This is a genomic window from Azospirillum brasilense, assembly GCF_005222205.1.
Taxonomy (GTDB): domain Bacteria; phylum Pseudomonadota; class Alphaproteobacteria; order Azospirillales; family Azospirillaceae; genus Azospirillum; species Azospirillum brasilense_G.
Genome location: NZ_CP032345.1, coordinates 1,381,005 through 1,399,089, shown reverse-complemented (window position 1 = coordinate 1,399,089; position 18,085 = coordinate 1,381,005). Strand labels below are relative to the sequence as shown.

The 18,085-nt window shown below is 72.8% G+C and carries 12 protein-coding genes; 4 read left to right on the top strand and 8 right to left on the bottom strand.

Features of this window, described 5'->3' with window-relative positions; genetic code table 11:
* Nucleotides 1-86 precede the first annotated feature (86 nt).
* From addB to D3869_RS06805, 5 genes are all read right to left on the bottom strand, one after another.
* Complete coding sequence (addB, locus tag D3869_RS06825; protein ID WP_137139442.1) at nucleotides 87-3,065, bottom strand: double-strand break repair protein AddB; 2,979 nt, start codon at nucleotides 3,063-3,065, stop codon at nucleotides 87-89.
* A gap of 114 nt (nucleotides 3,066-3,179) precedes the next feature.
* Complete coding sequence (locus D3869_RS06820) at nucleotides 3,180-3,959, bottom strand: nucleotidyltransferase family protein (RefSeq protein WP_137139441.1); 780 nt, start codon at nucleotides 3,957-3,959, stop codon at nucleotides 3,180-3,182.
* Nucleotides 3,960-3,961: 2 nt separating this feature from the next.
* Nucleotides 3,962-4,975, bottom strand: coding sequence for an aminoglycoside phosphotransferase family protein (locus D3869_RS06815; protein ID WP_137139440.1), 1,014 nt, complete (start codon nucleotides 4,973-4,975; stop codon nucleotides 3,962-3,964).
* Complete coding sequence (gene tsaE / locus D3869_RS06810) at nucleotides 4,972-5,472, bottom strand: tRNA (adenosine(37)-N6)-threonylcarbamoyltransferase complex ATPase subunit type 1 TsaE (protein ID WP_137139439.1); 501 nt, start codon at nucleotides 5,470-5,472, stop codon at nucleotides 4,972-4,974. Before tsaE ends, D3869_RS06815 begins: the two co-directional genes overlap by 4 nt.
* Nucleotides 5,473-5,504: 32 nt before the next feature.
* Nucleotides 5,505-5,942: a hypothetical protein gene (locus tag D3869_RS06805; protein WP_137139438.1), complete on the bottom strand. Its 438-nt coding sequence runs from the start codon at nucleotides 5,940-5,942 to the stop codon at nucleotides 5,505-5,507.
* Between the two features lie 211 nt (nucleotides 5,943-6,153).
* On the opposite strand from D3869_RS06805, the gene D3869_RS06800 reads away from it, so the two are divergent.
* Nucleotides 6,154-7,176 (top strand): NAD(P)/FAD-dependent oxidoreductase, encoded by a 1,023-nt coding sequence (locus tag D3869_RS06800; RefSeq protein ID WP_137139437.1) that lies wholly within the window; start codon nucleotides 6,154-6,156, stop codon nucleotides 7,174-7,176.
* A 238-nt stretch (nucleotides 7,177-7,414) separates the two neighbouring features.
* Here the strand turns inward: D3869_RS06800 and D3869_RS06795 are convergent, their stop codons facing one another.
* Entirely contained in the window at nucleotides 7,415-7,975 is a 561-nt protein-coding gene (locus tag D3869_RS06795) for a Spy/CpxP family protein refolding chaperone (protein WP_137139436.1), read from the bottom strand.
* Nucleotides 7,976-8,161: 186 nt separating this feature from the next.
* Between D3869_RS06795 and D3869_RS06790 the strand changes: the two genes are divergently transcribed.
* From D3869_RS06790 to D3869_RS06775, 3 genes are all read left to right on the top strand, one after another.
* Nucleotides 8,162-8,887: a response regulator gene (locus tag D3869_RS06790; protein ID WP_137139435.1), complete on the top strand. Its 726-nt coding sequence runs from the start codon at nucleotides 8,162-8,164 to the stop codon at nucleotides 8,885-8,887.
* Between the two features lies 1 nt (nucleotide 8,888).
* On the top strand, nucleotides 8,889-10,268 hold the full coding sequence (locus D3869_RS06785) for an ATP-binding protein (protein ID WP_137139434.1): 1,380 nt from the start codon (nucleotides 8,889-8,891) through the stop codon (nucleotides 10,266-10,268).
* A gap of 236 nt (nucleotides 10,269-10,504) precedes the next feature.
* Entirely contained in the window at nucleotides 10,505-11,866 is a 1,362-nt protein-coding gene (locus tag D3869_RS06775; RefSeq protein WP_137139432.1) for an NAD(P)/FAD-dependent oxidoreductase, read from the top strand.
* A 24-nt stretch (nucleotides 11,867-11,890) separates the two neighbouring features.
* On the opposite strand, the gene D3869_RS06770 is transcribed toward D3869_RS06775, so the two are convergent.
* Together D3869_RS06770 and D3869_RS34405 are read right to left on the bottom strand one after the other, a co-directional pair.
* Nucleotides 11,891-14,296 (bottom strand): sensor histidine kinase, encoded by a 2,406-nt coding sequence (locus tag D3869_RS06770; RefSeq protein ID WP_137139431.1) that lies wholly within the window; start codon nucleotides 14,294-14,296, stop codon nucleotides 11,891-11,893.
* Between the two features lie 87 nt (nucleotides 14,297-14,383).
* Nucleotides 14,384-18,055 carry an ATP-binding protein gene (locus D3869_RS34405; protein ID WP_137139430.1) on the bottom strand — a complete coding sequence of 1,224 codons (3,672 nt, stop codon included), beginning with the start codon at nucleotides 18,053-18,055 and terminating at the stop codon, nucleotides 14,384-14,386.
* Nucleotides 18,056-18,085 lie beyond the last annotated feature (30 nt).

Here is an 18,085-nt window from a genome sequence, read left to right as displayed (position 1 = left end):
CCTCCCCCGCTGGGCAGGGGAGGGCCTTGATTCCCTCCCCTGCGAAAGCGGGGGAGGGTTAGGGTGGGGGTTATGACGTGTACTCATCACCCCTCACCCCCATCGCCACCCGCCGACCATTCCTGCACCCGCGCGAGGTGGGCGTAGTCGGTGTAGCGCGGCGCCATGGCCGGGCGGGGGCAGGATCGGTAGGGGGTGGCGGGGTCGTCGAAATGGCGGATCAGCTCCTCCAGACCGGCGCGGGCCTCGGCGGCCAGAGTCGCCGGGTCGCCCTTCACCGCCTTCTCCTCGCCCGGCGGGTCGCCGCCGGACAGGCGCCAGAAGGCCAGCTCGGCCACCCGGTTCTTCGCAACCCCGGCGAAGCCGCCGGCCTCGGCCATGGCGGCCTCCAGCGGGAGCTGCGGGGCGAAGCCCAGCTCGATCTCGCGGGTCGAGGGCGGGGTGCCGGTCTTGTAGTCGATCAGGACCAGCCCCTCGCCGCCCGAATCGATGCGGTCGGCCTTGGCGGTCAGCAGGAAGGGGCCGGCGGGGCCGCTCAGCGCCAACTCGCCCGACACCTCGGTGGCGAGCGGCTTCAGGTTGCGGCGGCGGTCGCGCTCCAGCCCGATGAACCACTCGGCGATGCGCTCGAAGCGCGGCCACCAGAAGGCCCAGACATCGGGGTGGCTGTGCAGCAGCGGGCCGAAGGACTCGCGGCCCATCGCCAGCAGCCGGTGCAGCGCGTCGTCGGGCAGTTGGCCCGGATAGGCCTTCACGAAGGCGTCCAGGGCCGCGTGGATGAACTGGCCGCGGTCGGCGGCGCCGGGGTCGGCGGCGATGGGGTCGAGCTTGCGCAGGCGCAGCACATGCTCGGCGTAGATGGCGTAGGGGTCGCGCATCCACTTCTCGATCTTGGTGACCGACAGCTTGCGCGGGCGGGCGGACACGGGCGGGCGCGGCTCCGGCGGGGCGACGGGGCGCACGGCGTCCGGCTCGTCCAGACCGCGCGCCCAGGCCAGCCAGGGCTCGCCGGCCAGCTCGATCCGCCCGTCCAGACCCAGCGCGCGCAGCACCGTCTCCAGCCGCAGCAGCCAGCGCGACGGGACGGTGGGCGTGCCGTCCACCCGCTCCGCGCGGGTCAGCACGACCTCCTCGGCGCCGCAGGCGTGGGTGAAGTCGTGGGCGGACAGGCCGACCATGCGTTCCGGGCTGGGCAGGCCGAAGTCGCGGCGCATCGGGCGCGACATCCAGGGATCGGCGTCGGGGTCGGGCGGCCAGGTCCCCTCGTTCAGCCCGCCGAGGATCAGCAGATCGAAATGCTGGAGGCGCGCCTCCATGGGGCCGAGGATGTAGAGGCGCGGGTGCAGGCCGAAGCGCGGGCGCACCGGACGCATCGCCATCAGCGCGTCGAGCAGCGCCGGATAGTCCTTGCCGGGAACGGCGGGGAAACCGTCCGCCGCCTCCAGCAGCTCATGGACGAAGGTCGCCGCCTCCTCGCCGTCGTCCTGCCGCCAGAGGAATTCCGACCCCGGCGCGTCGGTGCGCGAGGCCAGCGCCTCCGCGAAGGCGACGTGCGCGCGGACGAGGTCGCTGAGCGGGGCCTCGCTGAACAGCGCTTCCATGAAGGGGGCGGCGAGCGTTTCCAGGTTCTCCAGCCAGCCGAGCAGGGCAGCCTGCTGGTCCGGGTGGTCGAAGCGGTCGGCGGCCTTCAGCGCGGCGATCAGCCCGGCGAAGCCCTCCGCCGGGCGGGGGCCGCGCAGCACGGTGCGCTCCAGCGCGCGGGCGGAGCGGCGGAACTCCGCCGGATCGTGCCCGCCAGCGGCCAGCGGGTGCTTGGCGAGCGCCAGCAGGGCCAGCGGGTGGGCGCGGCTGGCGGCCAGTTCGGCGGTCAGCCGCAGATAGGTGCCGACCGCGGTGTGGACCAGTGGCTGGCCCGCCGAGTCGTTGACCGCGATGCCCCAGCGGGTCAGCGCCATGGCGACCCGGCGCGCGAGGTTGCGGTCGGGCGAGACCAGCGCCGCCGTCTTGCCCGGCGTCTCCAGCGCGTGGCGCAGCAGAAGGGCGATGACCGACGCCTCCTCCTCCGCGGTCGGCGCGTCGATGCGGGTCAGCCCGTCCAGGGCCGCGGCGTCCAGCCCGTCCAGCTCCCGCCAGCTTTCCGTGGTGGCGGCGGGGCGCATGGCCTCGGCGAGCAGGCGGGCGCGGGCGGCCCGCGGCTCCTCCGCGTCGTTCCAGCGGCGGACGGCGGCGCGGCCAACCGACAGCCGGTCGAGCAGATGGGCGAGGCCGTGTTGCGGGTGCGCCTCGTCGGCGCGGATGGCGTCCCAGCTCGCCTCGTCGGCCTCCAGGTCCAGGCCGGGCAGAACGACGGCGCCCTGCGGCAGGGCGGCGACCACCGCCAGCAGGTCGGCGGAGGCCGGGATGGAGCCGGTGGAACCGGCGGCGATGACCAGCCCCTGCGGCGGCTCCGCCCGCCAGAGCGCGGCCTGGGTCTGAAGCACGAGGTTGCGGCGCTGCGCGGGATCGGTCAGGGCGCTGGCGCCGAGGATGGCCGGCCAGTGCTCCGTGACGATCTTCAGGAACTCCAGCGTCACCTGCCAGTGCTGGGCGTAATCCTCCGGCACCAGCGAGGCCAGCCGGTCGAAGGCGACGTTTTCCGTCCACACCGCGTCGATCAGCCGCCCCAGGTCGGCGCCCAGCCGCACCGCCTGCGCGGTGGTGGCCGACACGCCGGTCGCCTGGAAGATCAGCCGGGCCAGCATCATCTGGCGCTTCAGCCCGCTGATCGGGTCCGGCAGCTCCAGCGGCACGCCGGGCAGCTCCTCCGCCGAGGTCAGGCTGAGGGAGGCGGCGTCCAGCTCGCCCAGCGGGCTCATCCGCGGCAGCAGCATCGGCTGCCCGCCGGAGCGGCGCAGGAAGGCCTCGCGCAGCGAGCGGCAGGAGCGGCGCGTCGGCAGCAGGACGGTCACCCCGGCCAGCGCCAGCGGGTCGTTCCCCACACGGTCCAGGATGCCCGCGGCGAGCTGGTCCACGAAGGACACGCCGGTGGGAATCGAATAGACCTTGGGCTCAGCCCTGCCGCTCATGCCTGCCCCGGAAGCTGTATCGTCAGACGCTCGAGGATACTAGATGTGGGGCAATGAGACCACAAAGCGTCAAGGAATACAAAAATTCTCACAAAGGGCCGGCCGGGTGGCCGGTCAGGTGGTGACCACCGACACGTCGCTCATCGACAGCATCTCCTCCGTCTCGGCCAGAGCGTCGGGGGTGCCGATGTGGAACCACAGCCCGTCATGGGCGAGGCCGAAGAGGCGCCCGGCCTCCTGCGCGCGGTCCCAGACGCGGTTGGTGGAGAAGGCGCCGTCGGGGGTGTCCTGCCCGAACAGCTCCGGCTTCACGATCTGGACGCCGGCGTAGACGAAGGGGGCGATCTCCATCTCGCCGCGCCGGGTCAGCCGGCCCAGCGGGTCCATGTGGTAATCGCCGCGCCCCTCGTAGCCCACCGCCTTGGTGGTCGCCATCAGCAGGAGGAGCGCGTCCATCTCGTCCGGGTTCCAGTGGCGGGCCAGCCGCGCCAGCGTGGGGGAGGGGCCGTCGAGCCACAGGATGTCGGCGTTGACCACATAGACCGGGTCGGTACCGAGCAGCGGCAGCGCCTTCTTCACGCCGCCGCCGGTTTCCAGCAGCGTGTCCTCCGGCGACAGGGTGATGGCCGGGCTGGTCCGTCCCGCCAGATGGGCGGCGATCATTTCGCCCTTGTAATGGCTGTTCACCACGGCGGCGGTCACGCCGGCCTCTTCCAGCCGGTCGAGCGCGTGGTCGAGCATCGGCTTGCCCATCACCGGAATCAGGGGCTTCGGGCGCTCCAGGGTCAGCGGGCGCATCCGCAGGCCCAGCCCGGCGGCCATCACCATGGCCTTGGCGGGAACGGTGGTCACAGGCGACGTCTTGGTACGGGTCTTCTTCGAGACAGGCGACATAATCAATCCGGCTCCGGAACGACAAGCTCCGCGCGGGTACCCGGCGGCAGATGACGGGCAAACCAGTCGGCGACCGGGGCCAGTTCGGGCTTGGCGAGCTGGCCTTCCAGAAGCCGCCAGACGCGCGGCAGGTGAAGGAGATAGCCGCGTCGGCGCTGCAACGCCAGACGCACGAAGATGGCGACGATGCGGGTGTGCCGGATCGCGCCCAGCACCGCGTAGGAGCGGCGGAAGGCGTCCCAGTCCCGATCCGGGAAGGCCGCCCGGTAGCGGTCGAGCAGCACGCCCTCCAGCCCGGCGGGCAGGTCGCGGCGGGCGTCCTCCAGCAGCGACACCAGATCGTAGGCGACGGGGCCGAGCCCGGCGCTCTGGTAATCGATCAGCCCGGCCGCCCGCAGACCGGGCCGGGGCAGCCGCATCACGTTGTCCACATGGTAATCGCGCAGCAGCAGCGACTGCGGCCCGGCGCAGGCTCCCGGCACCACCGCGTTCCACGCCGCGTCGAAGTCGGACCGCGCCTTGTCGGACAGCGGTTTTCCGGTCGCCGCAGGCATGTAGACGTCGGCGAACAGCGCCACCTGCTGCGTGAACAGGGCCGCGTCGTAGAGCGGCAGATTCAGGCGGGCCGCCTCCTCCACCGGGAGGCGGCGGTGCAGCTCGATCAGAACGTCGGTCGCCAGTTCGTAGAGCGGGCGCGGCTCCTTCCCGGCGTTCAGCAGGCGGGTCAGGGTGCCGTCGCCGAAATCCTCCTGGATGGCCAGCCCCGCCTCGACCTCCGCCGCCAGGATGGCGGGAACGGAGAAGCCCAGCCGGTCCAGGGTGGCGCCGATGGCGATGAAGGGCACCAGATCCTCCGCCGGGACGGGGGTGTCGACCAGGATCAGCGTCCCGCCGTCCGGAGTCGTCAGCCGCTCGTAGCGGCGTGCCGAGGCGTCGCCGGCCAGCGGCTCGCGTTTGGCGCCCTCCAGCCCGTGGCGGGCGAGGAAGGCGGCGATCTGCGACGCGCGGTCGGTCACGGCCGCTCCATTCCGGTGAGGTCAAGGGTGTGCAAGCGCGATTCCCAGGCGCCGTGGCCGGTCAGGGTGGCGCGGCGCTCGGTCGGCCCGGCGAAGCTCATCGCGACGTCGAGGCGGTCGGCGGGCAGCAGCGGCCCCAGCCGGTCCGGCCATTCCACCAGCAGGACGGCCTCGGCGCGGGCCTCGTCCCAGCCCAGTTCGGTCACCTCGTCGGGGCCGGACAGGCGGTAGAGGTCGAAATGCCAGACCGGACCGATGTCGGTGTCGTAGGTCTGGACCAGCGTGAAGGTGGGGGACGGCACCTCGGCGTCCTCCTCCGTCACGGCGCGGATCAGGGCGCGGCACAGGGCGGACTTGCCGGCGCCCAGGTCGCCGCGCAGGGCCACGAGGTCGCCGGGCGCCAGCGCCGCGGCCAAGCGGCGGGCCAGCGCGGCGGTCGCCTCCTCGCTCGGCAGCGCAACGGCGCGCGTGTTCGGGGTGGAATTGGTCTGGATCATGTCACGGGATGCGGTCAAATCAACGGCGGCAATCAACGTCGCGAGGCGGCCTTGCGCGGCACCGGGCCGGGGGAGGAGGAGGGACCGGGCGCGGGCTCCGCCGCTTCGATGCGGCCCTCCACCAGACGCGGGGGCTTCTTGAAGTTCATGGTGATCATCAGCGTCAGGGCGCCGTTGATCAGGTACAGCATCTTGTCGGACTCGACGGGCAGGGGGATCTTGCGCCCCATGCAGTAGGACACCAGCGCCGCCGCGACCTCGGACTCGTGCAGGGTCATCGTCCGGTCGTCGCCCTCGTCCCCGGTGACCTGGATCAGCGTCTCCACCCCGCCGCCGCCGGGCTGGCCGGGGCGGTAGGTGACCTTGCCGACCGTGCCGCTGGGCAGCGGCTCCTTCATCCGGCGGCGGCGGTCGAGCACGGCCTTCACCACCTCCTGGTCGGTGAACACGAGGCAGCGCAGCTCCTTCATCGCCAGTCCTTCATTGCGGCCGCTCCGGCACGGGGAAAACGCGCAAATCCTACCCCACCGCGACCGCGCGCCCCGAAGGAAATCGGCGGGACTGCACCCATTTTGCGCGCGCCGTTCGCCCTCCCCGTGCAGGGCGGGGTTGACCGGGCGCGCGAAACCGGACAATTGAAGGCGTCATCGTTCCCCCCGTTTGCACAAGGCAGCGCGTCCCATGTCGCACACCGTCCATCGCACCGACGTCGTCATCGTCGGCGCCGGCCCCGTCGGTCTCTTCGCCGTGTTCGAATGCGGCATGCTGAAGATGCGATGCCATGTGGTGGACGCGCTGGACATGGTGGGCGGGCAGTGCACCGCGCTGTACCCGGAAAAGCCGATCTACGACATCCCGGCCCACCCGGCCATCGAGGCCGCCGACCTGATCGACCGGCTGGCGGAGCAGGCCGCCCCCTTCAACCCGACCTATCATCTGGGCCAGCAGGTCGAGAAGCTGACCCGGACGGAGGAAGGGCGCTGGCTGGTGGAGACCAGCATCGGCACCCGCATCGACACCCAGGCGGTGATCATCGCCGCCGGCTGCGGCGCCTTCGGCCCCAACCGCCCGCCGCTGGACGGGCTGGAGCAGTATGAGGGCACGTCGGTCTTCTACATGGTCCGCCGCAAGCAGGATTTCGCCGGCAAGCGCGTGGTGATCGCCGGCGGCGGCGATTCCGCCGTGGACTGGACGCTGTCGCTGGCCGACGTGGCGGAGAAGGTCTACGTCGTCCACCGTCGGCCCAAGTTCCGCGCCGCCCCGGAAAGCGTCGCCCGCATGGACGCGCTGGTCCGCGAGGGCAAGGTTGAGATGGTGGTGCCCTACCAGCTCTCCGGTCTGGTGGGCGAGAACGGCCAGCTCTCCGCCGTGCGCGTCGCCACGCTGGACGGCGAGGAGAAGGACCTGCCGGCCGACGCGCTGCTCGCCTTCTTCGGCCTGTCGATGAATCTGGGGCCGATCGCCGAGTGGGGCCTGAACCTGGAGCGCAGCCACATCGGCGTCAGCCTGCCCGGCTGCGCCACCAGCGCCCCCGGCGTCTACGCCATCGGCGACATCGCCACCTACCCCGGCAAGCTGAAGCTGATCCTCTGCGGCTTTTCCGAGGCGGCGCAGGCGGCCCACGCCATCCACCCGCTGGTCCATCCGGGCGAGGCGCTGCACTTCGAATATTCGACCTCCAAGGGCGTTCCCGGCGCCGAGTAAGAACGGAAACGGGCCGCCGGGGAACCGGCGGCCCGCTCCGTCAACGGCTGACGGGAGGCAGGACAGGGTGACATTTGAAGTCCCCTCTCCCCTCCGGGGAGAGGGTTAGGGTGAGGGGGTTGTGCTTTTGCCGGACCTGCCGCCAAGCACAACCCCCTCACCGGCCCTCCGGGCCACCCTCTCCCCAGGGGGGAGAGGGTTATAGAGGCCGAATGCGACAGCCCTGGAGGCAGGGAGATCAGCCGCCGCGGGGGCCCTTGTCGGGACCCGGGCCGGGGCCATGGCCGGGGCCGTGATGGCGCGGGCCGGGACCGCCCATGCCGGCGCCCATCATCCCGTGACCGGCGCGGTCGAGGAAGCGGTCGGCCTGCTTCTGCTGGTCCGGGGTGAGCTGGGCGTAGAGGTCGGTCGCCGCCGGGCGCACCTGCTGGAGCTGGGCGAGGCGGGCCGACATCATGGCCTCCATCCGCTCAAGCCGGGCCGGCGCCGCGGCGGGCATCGGCTGGTCCTTGTACTTGGCGCAGAGGTCCTGGGTGGGCTTCTGGCTCGCCTTCGCGGCGTCGGCGAACTTGGTCCAGGCGGCGCGCTGCTGGTCGGTGATGTTCAGCTTCTTCTCGGCGTAGGCCAGCATGCCGGCCAGCCGGGCGTCCTGATCCTCGCACATCCGGGAGAAATGCCGGCCGCCGTCCGGACCGGGGCCAGGGCCGGCGCCGGGACCCGGCTGCTGCTGGGCGAAGACCGGCACGGCGAGGCCGAGGCCGAGAACCAGCGCGGCGGTGGTCATCATAGCGCGTTTCATGGGGATGCTCCTTGTTATCGACGGGGTCTTGCGTTCCCGATGACCCCGATGATGGGCCGGCAACGTATCCGGTTGATGTCCGGCCTTCCGTGAATTGGTAACGCTGTGTAACAGCCGGCCTCCCCGTAACGTGGCGTTACACATTTCTTCTTCACCCCGGCGCCCGCGCGTCGGATCATGCGTTCCATGGACCGCACACCTCACCTGCTGGTGGTCGACGACGACCGCGAAATCCGCACCCTCCTGTCGCAGTTCCTGACGCGGCACGGCTTCCGCGTGACCGGGGCCAAGGACGGGGTGGAGATGATGCGCACGCTGGACACCGCGCGCGTGGACCTGATCGTGCTCGACCTGATGATGCCGGGGGAGGACGGGCTGAGCCTGTGCCGCCGCCTGCGCGCCACGCCCGAGACGGCGCAGACGCCGGTCATCATGCTGACCGCGATGGGCGAGGAGACGGACCGCATCGTCGGGCTGGAGATGGGGGCCGACGACTATCTGGCGAAGCCCTTCAGCCCGCGCGAGCTTCTGGCCCGCGTCAAGGCCGTGCTGCGCCGCGCCTCCGGCCCGCCGGTGGCCGGCGGTGCGGTGGGCAAGACGCTGGGCTTCGAGGGCTGGACGCTCGACCTCGCCAAGCGCGAGCTGCGCTCGCCCGACGGGGTGCTGGTGCAGCTCTCCGCCGGGGAGTACGACCTGCTGGTCGCCTTCGTGGAGCATCCGCAGCGGGTGCTGACCCGCGACCAGCTGCTCGATCTGGCGCGCGGCCGCTCGGCGGTGCCCTTCGACCGCTCCATCGACGTGCAGGTCAGCCGGCTGCGCCGCAAGATCGAGCCCGACCCCGCCGACCCCACCATGATCAAGACGGTGCGCGGCGGCGGCTATCTGTTCACCCCGGCGGTGACGGGGGCCTGAGATGGAGACTGCTCGCAAGAGCCGCCTGCTGGTGGCCCGGCGCTGGCTGCCGGACAGCATCGCCTCGCGGCTGGTGCTGACCGTGGTTCTGGCGCTGCTGCTGACCCAGGCGGTCAGCGCGCTGGTCTATCTGACCGACCGTCCCCCGGGGCCGCCGGCCCACAGCATGCGCGTTCTCGTCCAGCGCGTGACGGCCATCGTCCAGCTCGTGGAGAGCACCCCGCCGCAGGAGCGGCGGCGGCTGGTCAAGGCGATCGACGACCCGGTGCTGCGGGTGGACTGGAATCCCGAGACGCCGCGCTTCGCCAACCAGCGCGAGGGCTTTCCCTTCGACCGGCTGCGCCGCGCCATCCGCGGCGAGCTGGACGATCCCGACCGCGCCGTGGTGGTCGAGGTCCGGCGGGAGCGTCCCATGCCCGGCCCCTTTCCGGTGGACGAGCACCGCTGGGGCGCCGACGTCCGGCTGTCGGTGGGGCTGAAGGATGGGTCCTGGCTGACCTTTGTCGGCGGCGACCCGCTGGAGGGGCCGTTCCGGCTGCTGCGCTTCGCGCTGTGGATGGCCGGCATCGTCGGGGCGGTGGCTCTGGTCTCGGTCTGGACGGCGCGCCGCATGACCGCCCCCATCGCGCGCTTCGCCGACGCGGCGGAGCGGTTGGGCGTGGACGGCGAGGCGCCGCCCCTGCCGGAGGCCGGCCCCCAGGAGCTGCGCGCCGCCACCCGCGCCTTCAACCGGATGCAGGCGCGTCTGGCCCGCTTCGTCGCCGACCGCACCCAGATGCTGGCGGCGATGAGCCACGACCTGCGCACGCCGCTGACCCGCCTGCGCCTACGCGCCGAGCTGGTCGAGGACCCGGAGATGCAGCGCAAGATGCTCGCCGACCTCGACGAGATGGCGGCGATGATCAACGCCACGCTCGCCTTCGCCCGCGACGACGCCAACCACGAGCCACGCGGCCCGCTCGACCTCGCCGACCTGTTGCAGAGCCTGTGCGACGACCGCGTGGACGCCGGGCACGCGGCGGCCTACGAGGGGCCGGCGCACGCGACGGTGGACGGGCGCCCGGTGGCCCTGCGCCGCGCCTTCGCCAACCTGATGGACAACGCCATCGCCTATGGCGGCGGCTTCACCGTGCGGCTGCGGCCCGCGGACGGGGAGTTGCGGGTGGAGATCGAGGACGGCGGTCCCGGCATCCCGGAGGCCGAGTTCGAGAAGGTCTTCGCCCCCTTCTACCGGCTGGAGCGCTCGCGCTCGCGCGACACCGGCGGGGTGGGGCTGGGTCTGGCCACCGCCCGCACGGTGGTGCGCGGCCACGGCGGCGACATCGCGCTGTCCAACCGTCCGGAAGGCGGCCTGCGGGTGACGGTGACCCTGCCGCGGTGAGCTTTATGGACCTGGCATAGGCATCAATTTTGGTAGCTCAGCCCCCACCCCGGCCCTCCCCCGCTGCGCAGGGGAGGGAGATTTCTGCGAAGCGGCGGCAGTCCCCTCCCCTGCGCAGCGGGGGAGGGTTAGGGTGGGGGCAACGGTGGCATCCGTTGGACCCGGGAATGCACCGCAACATCGGCGGCGCATTGGCGGTTATCGGTGCAGGATCGCCTTCACCGGAGGTTGCCGCCGTGCCGCAGATCGACCGCACCCCCTCGCCCGTGGACAGCCGCCCCCATGTCGTGATCGTCGGCGCGGGATTCGGCGGTCTGGCCTGCGCGGAAGCCCTGGGCGGGACGAACATCCGCGTCACCATCATCGACCGGAACAACTATCACCTGTTCGTGCCGCTGCTCTATCAGGTGGCGACCGCCGCCCTGTCGCCCGCCGACATCGCCGAGCCGATCCGCCGCATCGTCAGCCGCCACCCCAACGTCGACGTGGTGATGGGCGAGGTGACCGGCGTCGACCGCGCCGCCAAGCGGGTGGAGCTGGCCGACGGCAGCTTCGTCCCCTACGACCGGCTGGTGCTGGCCACCGGCTCCTCCTACAGCTATTTCGGGCACGACGACTGGGCGGAGATCGCCCCCGGCCTGAAGACCATCGAGAACGCCCGGCGGATCCGCGCCCGGCTGCTGATGAATTTCGAGCAGGCGGAGATGTGCGAGGATCCGGCCCGGCAGAAGGCGCTGATGACCACCATCGTGGTCGGCGGCGGCCCCACCGGGGTGGAGATGGCCGGGGCGGTGGCCGAACTGACCCGCTTCACGCTGGCCCGCGACTTCCGCCGCATCGACCCGCGCACCGCCCGCGTCCTGCTGGTCGAGGCCGGGCCGCGCATCCTGTCCACCTTCCCGGACGACCTCGGCCAATACGCCCGCCGCAAGCTGGAGGAGCTGGGCGTCGTCGTGCTGACCGGGCAGGCGGTGGAGAGCATCACGCCGGAGGGCGCCACGGTCGGCGGGCGCTTCATCCCGGCGGGAGCCATCGTGTGGGGCGCCGGGGTCAAGGCGTCGCCCGCCGGGTCCTGGCTGGGGGTGGAGACCGACCGCAGCGGGCGCATCCCGGTCGGTGCCGACATGGCGGTGCCGGGCGTGCCCGACGTCTACGCGCTGGGCGACACGGCGGCGCTGGCCGGCGACGACGGCAAGCCGCTGCCCGGTCTGGCCCAGGTCGCCAAGCAGCAGGGCGAGCATCTCGGCGGCGGGCTGGAGGCCAGCCTGCTGCGCGGTCAGCCGCTGGAGCCCTTCCGCTTCCGCAACCGCGGCAACACCGCCATCGTCGGGCGCAGCGCCGCCGTCTTCGATTTCGGGACGCGCAAGCTGAAGGGCTGGTTCGCCTGGGTGCTGTGGGCGATCATCCACGTCTATCTGCTGGTGAACTTCCACAAGCGGGTGCTGGTCACCATGCAGTGGCTGTGGCGCTGGGCCACCTACCAGCGCGGCGCGCGGCTGATCACCACCGACCGTCCGGTCGCGGCGGCGGAGTCCGTCACCTCGCCGCATGGCGGCAGCGCCGAGCCCTTCCGGGACGCGAGGCGCGGCCAGGGCTGAGGAAGCAGATCAGGAGGCTTTGGCTCAGGAGGCGGGCGGAAGCGGCAGGACGCAGCGGAAGCGGGTGCCGTGGCCCGGCCACTCCTCGACCTCCAGCCGCCCGCCGTGCAGCTCCATGACGTTGCGGACCAGCGACAGGCCGAGCGCCGCCGCGCCCCGCGGGTCGTTGCGGTCGTAGCGCGAGGGCATGGCGGCCTCGCCCGGCCCGGTGCCGCACCCCACGGTCAGCACGAGGGAGTCGGCGCTCCGCTCCCCGGACAGCAGGATGCGGCGGTCCGCCGGCGGGTGGCGGATGGCCCCGACGACCAGGGTGAACAGCGCCTGCTTGAGCCGCCGCTCGTCGCCCTCCACCTCGCCCAGCGACGAGGGGGCGGTGAGGTCGAGGCGCAGCCCTTCGCGCCGCGCCCATTCGCGGGTCAACTCGCCCACCGTCTCCAGCAGGTCGGGCACGTCCACGGCGCCGCGGTCCAGCGTGGTCACCCCGGCCCCCAGGCTGGTCATGTCGACCACGTCATCGATCAGCTCCAGCAGCCGCTCGCCCGCGTTCAGCACGCCCTTCACATACTCGATCTGGCGCGGGTTCAGCTCCCCGAAATACTGGTTCGCCAGCACCTCGGCGAAGCCGATGATGCCGTTCAGCGGGTTGCGCAGATGGTGCGAGACGTTGGCGATGAACTCGCTCTTCAACTGGTCGGCGGCCTCCAGCGCGGCGTTGGAGGCGCGCAGCGCCTGCTCCAGCCGGGCGCTGTCGGTGACGTCGAGATAGCTGTTCAGCACCGCCCCGTCGGGCAGCGGCAGGGTGGAGAACTCCACCACCGACCCATCGGCCCGTTCCAGCCGGCCCGAGCGCACGGCGCGTTCCAGCGTCGCGCCGATCATCTCGTCCTTCAGACTGTCCCAGTCGCCGCCGTTCTCCAGGAAAGGCCGCATCCGCTCGAACAGGCTGGAGATGTGCGGCTCGCCCAGAAGGTCCTCATCGTCGAGGTCCCAGACGCGGGCGAAGGCCGGGTTGGACAGCTTCAGCCGGCCATCGCCGCCGAACACCGCGATGCCCTCGGCCAGATTGTCCAGCGTCTCCTGCTGCACGGCGATCAGCGTGTTGTAGGAGGACTCCAGGGCCAGCGTGTTGGTCACGTCCTCCAGGATCTGCATCAGCCCGCCCAGCGGGTGGGGGGCGGCGAGGCTGCGCAGGGTCGTGCCGTCCGGCAGGTGCATCAGCTCCTCGACCGGCTCCAGCAGGCGGGTGTAGCGGCTCAGCCGCTCGCGCTTGTAGCTCTGGTAGTCGGCGTATTCGGGCAGGCGGCGGCGGGTGCGCAGCTCCTCCAGGATCTCGCCGTGGGTCGGCTGGCTGCGCAGCCAGGACTCCTCCAGGTCCCACAGCCGGGCGTAGGCCTGGTTGAAGAAGGTCAGCCGCGTGTCGGCGCCGAAGATGGCGATCGCCGCGCCCAGCCGCTCCAGCACCTCGCCGTGGGCGGCGAGGTGGCGGCTCAGCTCGCCGCGCATCTCCTCGACCGCCGTGACGTCCAGCGCGTAGCCGACGACCAGCGTGCCGCCGCCGTCCGGGGCGGGCAGGGGGGCCTCGGTGACCTCCAGCAGGCGCCGCTCGGCGCCGATGACGGCGGAGACCCGCTCCGACTGGGCGACCCCGCTGTCCAGCGCCCGCTGCGCCAGGGCGCGCCCGGCGCCGTCCGCGGCCAGTTCCCGGCCGCTGTCCAAAACCGCGGCGGGGTCGGAATCCACGGCGCGGGCGTAGGCGCGGTTGCACCAGGACAGCGTCTGTCCGGCGCCGCGCAGCCACACCGGCAGCGGCAGGGCGTCCACCGCCGCGCGCAGCTCGGCCAGCGCCGATTCGGCATCGCGCTGCCCGCGGGCCAGCCCCTCCTGTTCGGCGCAGCGGTCGGTGATGTCCTCCAGCCAGACCACGTCCTGGTGTCCGGTGGCGCCGGTGCCCGTGCCAGCCCCGGCCCCGGTGGACGGCCCGGCCGCCCGCCGCCCGCTCAGCAGCAGGCGCCGCCCGCTGCGGGTCGTCGCCTCGATCCGGAAGTCCCCGCCCGTGGTGCGCAGGCGGCGGACGGCTTCGGCGACCCGGGGGGCGTCGGCGTCCGCGAAGGCGTTCGCGATGTCCTGTCCCGGAACCGCGCCGAGCAGCTTGGCGCAGCCCGGCGCCGCGCTGGCGCCGCCACCGGCGTCCCAGGCGCACCAGGGGTGGGGGGAGGCGGCCAGCAGGGCCTCCAGGCGCGCCACGTCGGCCGCCAGCCGGTCGCTGCGGCGGCGCTCCTTGCCGGTCCAGAACAGCCCGCCGAAGCCGGCGGCGCCGAGGACGCCGGCAAAGCCCAGCATGGCGGGCGAGCCGGAGGGCCCGGCCATCAGGCCGACTCCCACCGCCAGCCCCAGCGCGGCAAAGGCGTATGATCGGGTCAGGACGCTCACGCGGGTGAGACTAGTCCACGCCTCCCGGCGGAGCAAGGCGGGCCGGCGGTGGTGCCACTTTCGGGGTGGTGCGGCCCTTTCGACCGGCTAGACCGCTTCCCCGACCCGCAGGGCGCGGATCGCCGCTTCGACCGCCGGATAGGCGGCGCGCACCGCCGTCAGGGCGTACGCCGCCCCGTCCCGGTCGCCATGGTGGGCGGCGAGTTCCAGGGCGGAGGCGCTGCGGCCCAACTCCCCGGCCCCCGCCGTGCGGGCGGCCCCGGCCAGCGTGTGGGCGGCGCCGCGAAGAGCCTCCAGGTCGCCACGGTCCAGGGCGGCGGCGGCCTCGTCCAGCAGCGGGCGGGTGGTCTCCAGGAAGAAGTCCAGCATGTCCAGCGCCATCCCGTCGAGCGCGCCGAAGGTGGTGCGGACATGGTCGAGGTCCAGCGCGCTCTCCGCCGCCCCGGCGGCCTCCGTGGCGGGCGGCTCGTCGGGGGCCGCGGCGCTGCCCTCGCCGAACGCGCGGTTCAGGGCGGCGGCGAGCTGCCGCAGGGTCACCGGCTTGGCGATGTAGTCGTCCATGCCCGCGTCGGTGCAGCGCTCCATCTCACCGGCCAGGGCGTTGGCGGTCATGGCGATGATGGCGGTGCGCGGGCGGGGGCCGGCGCCAGCGCCCGAATCGGCCGCCGAATCGGCCGCCGACTCGGCGCTGCGGATCTGGCGCGACAGCTCGTAGCCGTCCATGCGCGGCATGTGGCAATCGGTGATCAGCAGCCGGTAGGGCCGCGCCCGCCAGGCGGTCAGCGCCTCCAGCCCGTCGCCGGTCAGGTCGGCCTCGAAGCCGAGCTGACGCAGCTGACGCAGGATCACCTGCTGGTTGGTCGGATGGTCCTCCGCCACCAGGATCGCCGGCGGAGCCGCGGCGGGCGACGCCATGCCGAGGGAATCGGTGTCGGGGGAAGCCGTGTCGAGGGCGGCTCGTCCACCGTCCGCCACGGAGGACGCGGGGTCGGCGGGGCGCTCCGGGGGAACGGCGCGTCCGGCCAGGGCGGCCAGACGGCGGAACAGGGCGTCGCGGCGGATCGGGCGGCCGAGATGGTCGTGGCGCGGCGGTTCCCCGGCGTCCGTCCGACCGTCCTCCCCGTTGTCCGGCGGGCAGTCGCTGGCCTGCTCCCGCCCGTCCACCAGATGCAGCGTGGGCGGCGGGCGGACCCCGGCGGCGGCGATGCGGGCGAGCACCGCCGGAGCGGACAGCCGCGGGTTGGGCGCGCCGGGCGCGTCCTCGGGATGGTGCTCCAGCAGCCCGTCGGCGAGGACCAGCAGGTCGGCGTCGGCCATCGTCAGCAGCTCCACCGCCTCGTCCGCCGTGGTGGCGTCGGCGACGGCGGCGCGCTTGTCCTCCAGCGCGCGGATCAGGACGGCGCGCTGCACCGGGTCGGGCTCGGCCACGATGATCGACAGGCCGGACAGGTCGGTGTCGTCGCCGGGGACCGTGCGCGGATCGCCCGGCGCGAGATCGACCGAGAACCAGAAGGTGGAGCCGCAGCCCGGTGCCGACTCGACCCCGATGCGCCCGCCCATCATCTCGACCAGACGGGCGCAGATGGCCAGCCCCAGCCCGGTGCCGCCGAAGCGGCGGGTGGTCGAGCTGTCGGCCTGGCTGAAGGGCTGGAACAGGCGGGCCTGGCCGGCGCCGCTGATGCCGATGCCGGTGTCCTCCACGGCGAAGCGCAGGCGCAGCCGGTCCGACCCGGCGGCGGCGGGCTCCAGCCGGGTGCGCAGCACGACCCGGCCGGCGTCGGTGAACTTGATGGCGTTGCCCGTCAGGTTGAACAGGATCTGGCGCAGCCGCCCGGGGTCGCCGCGCACCACCGCCGGCACCCCGCGGTCGAGGTCGCAGACCAGCAGCAGCGCCTTCTGATGGGCCTGCGGGGCCAGCAGCTCCGCCACCCCTTCCACCAGGTCGCGGGGATCGAGGTCCATCTCGTCGAGGTCGAGCTTTCCGGCCTCGATCTTGGACAGGTCGAGGATGTCGTCGATGATCCGCAGCAGAGCCGTCGCGCTGTCGCGCACCGTGGTGACGAGTTCGGTCTGCTCGGCGTCCAGCGGGGTCAGGGCGATCAGCTCCAGCATGCCCAGCACGCCGTTCATCGGGGTGCGGATCTCGTGGCTCATGGTCGCCAGGAACTCCGACTTGGAGCGGGCGGCGACCTCCGCCTGGTCCTTGGCGTGGCGCAGGTCCTCCTCGGCGCGCTTGCGGCCGGTGATGTCGTAGCTCCAGGCGAGGATGGCCGGCTCCCCCTCGAACTCGGTGCGCTGGAGGGTCTGGAGCGCCCAGACGCGGCTGCCGTCGGGCCGGTCCACCGCCACCTCGACCTCGCGGGCGACCAGCCCTGCGCCGTCCTGCGGCAGGGCGCGTCCCTGCAGGGTGGCGCCGGGCAGGGCCAGCGCGTGGCGGCGCCCGACGAAGGCGTCCAGCGGCAGCCCGGCCAGCTCCGCGGCGCGGGCGTTGGCGAAGGCCACGGAGCCGTCGGGCCGCCCGATCGACACGCCGACCGGGCTCTGCTCCAGGATCGCGCGCAGCCGGCGCTCGCTGTCCGACAGGGCGTGCTCGCGCGAGCGGATGGTGGCGACGAAATAGTGCAGGGCGCGCGCCATGTCGGCGATCTCGTCCTGCCCGTGGGTGGGGATGGCGACGGACCGCCCGGCGGCCGACGCGGTCATGGCCGTCTGAAGCACGCGCAGCCGCCGCACCACGTTGCGGTGGATGTAGAGGAAGATGCCGAGGGCGCCCAGGATCGAGACCACGGCCATCGCCAGGATGGCGTTCTTGCCGTCGCGGATCACCCGCTCGAACTCGCCGGAGCGGGCGGCGATGTCCTGCTCGATGGCCAGGAAATGGTCGGACACCGCGCCGACCAGCCGGTCCGAAACGTTCTGGTTGCGGGTGATCGACCCCTTGATGGCGCGGGCCAGCCCGATTTCCGTCAGGCGGTTGGTGAACAGGTTGTGCTCCCCGAGCCCCAGCGCCTCCAGCTCCCGGTACAGCGGTTCCAGGTCGAAGGCGGGCCCCGGGGGCAGGCCCGACACCGCCTCCGCCGCGCGGTCCATCGCGGCGCGGTAGTCCTGCCGCAGCCGGTCCACCCGCGCCTCGTGGTCGGCGCGGGAGGCGGCGATCATCAGCAGGATGGCGTGCTGCGCCTCCGCGGTCCACAGATCGACCCGCCGTTCGGTGTCCTGGGCTTCCTCCCAGCCCGCCTGGGTCCGGGGGACGGCGGCCTTGTCCCGCAACGCCTCCTCCGCGTCGCGGATGCGCTCGGCGAGCTGGATCAGGCGGTTGACCAGCCCGCCCGTCTCCGCGGCGGCGGCGAGCTGGCGTTCCACCTGGGTGTTCAGGGTCATCAGGTTGGCGACCAGCTCGTTCTTGCGGCGCTGCAGCTCGGCCACCTCGGCCATGTCGGCGCCGCGCTCGCGCAGCCGGGTCATCAGGTCTTCCAGCAGGGCGATCTGGTCGCTCAGCCGGGCCATCACCGATTCGCGCACCGACTGGCTCTGCACCGCCACCAGGGCCGGGGCGTTGGCGGCGAGCGTGCCGCTCTGCTGGGCGAGCTGCGAAGCGTTGACGAGGCCCGGCACCTTGGCCGTGGCGATCTGCTCGAATCCCTGGTGGAAGCGGCCGAACAGGGACACGGCCACCACGCCGGTGGCGGCGGTCAGGCCGGCGATCACGGTCAGCCCCGCGAGGATGCGAAACGCCACGCCCAGCCGGGGAAGCCGCATGCCCGTGCCTCGATTTCTTGTCGTCCGCTT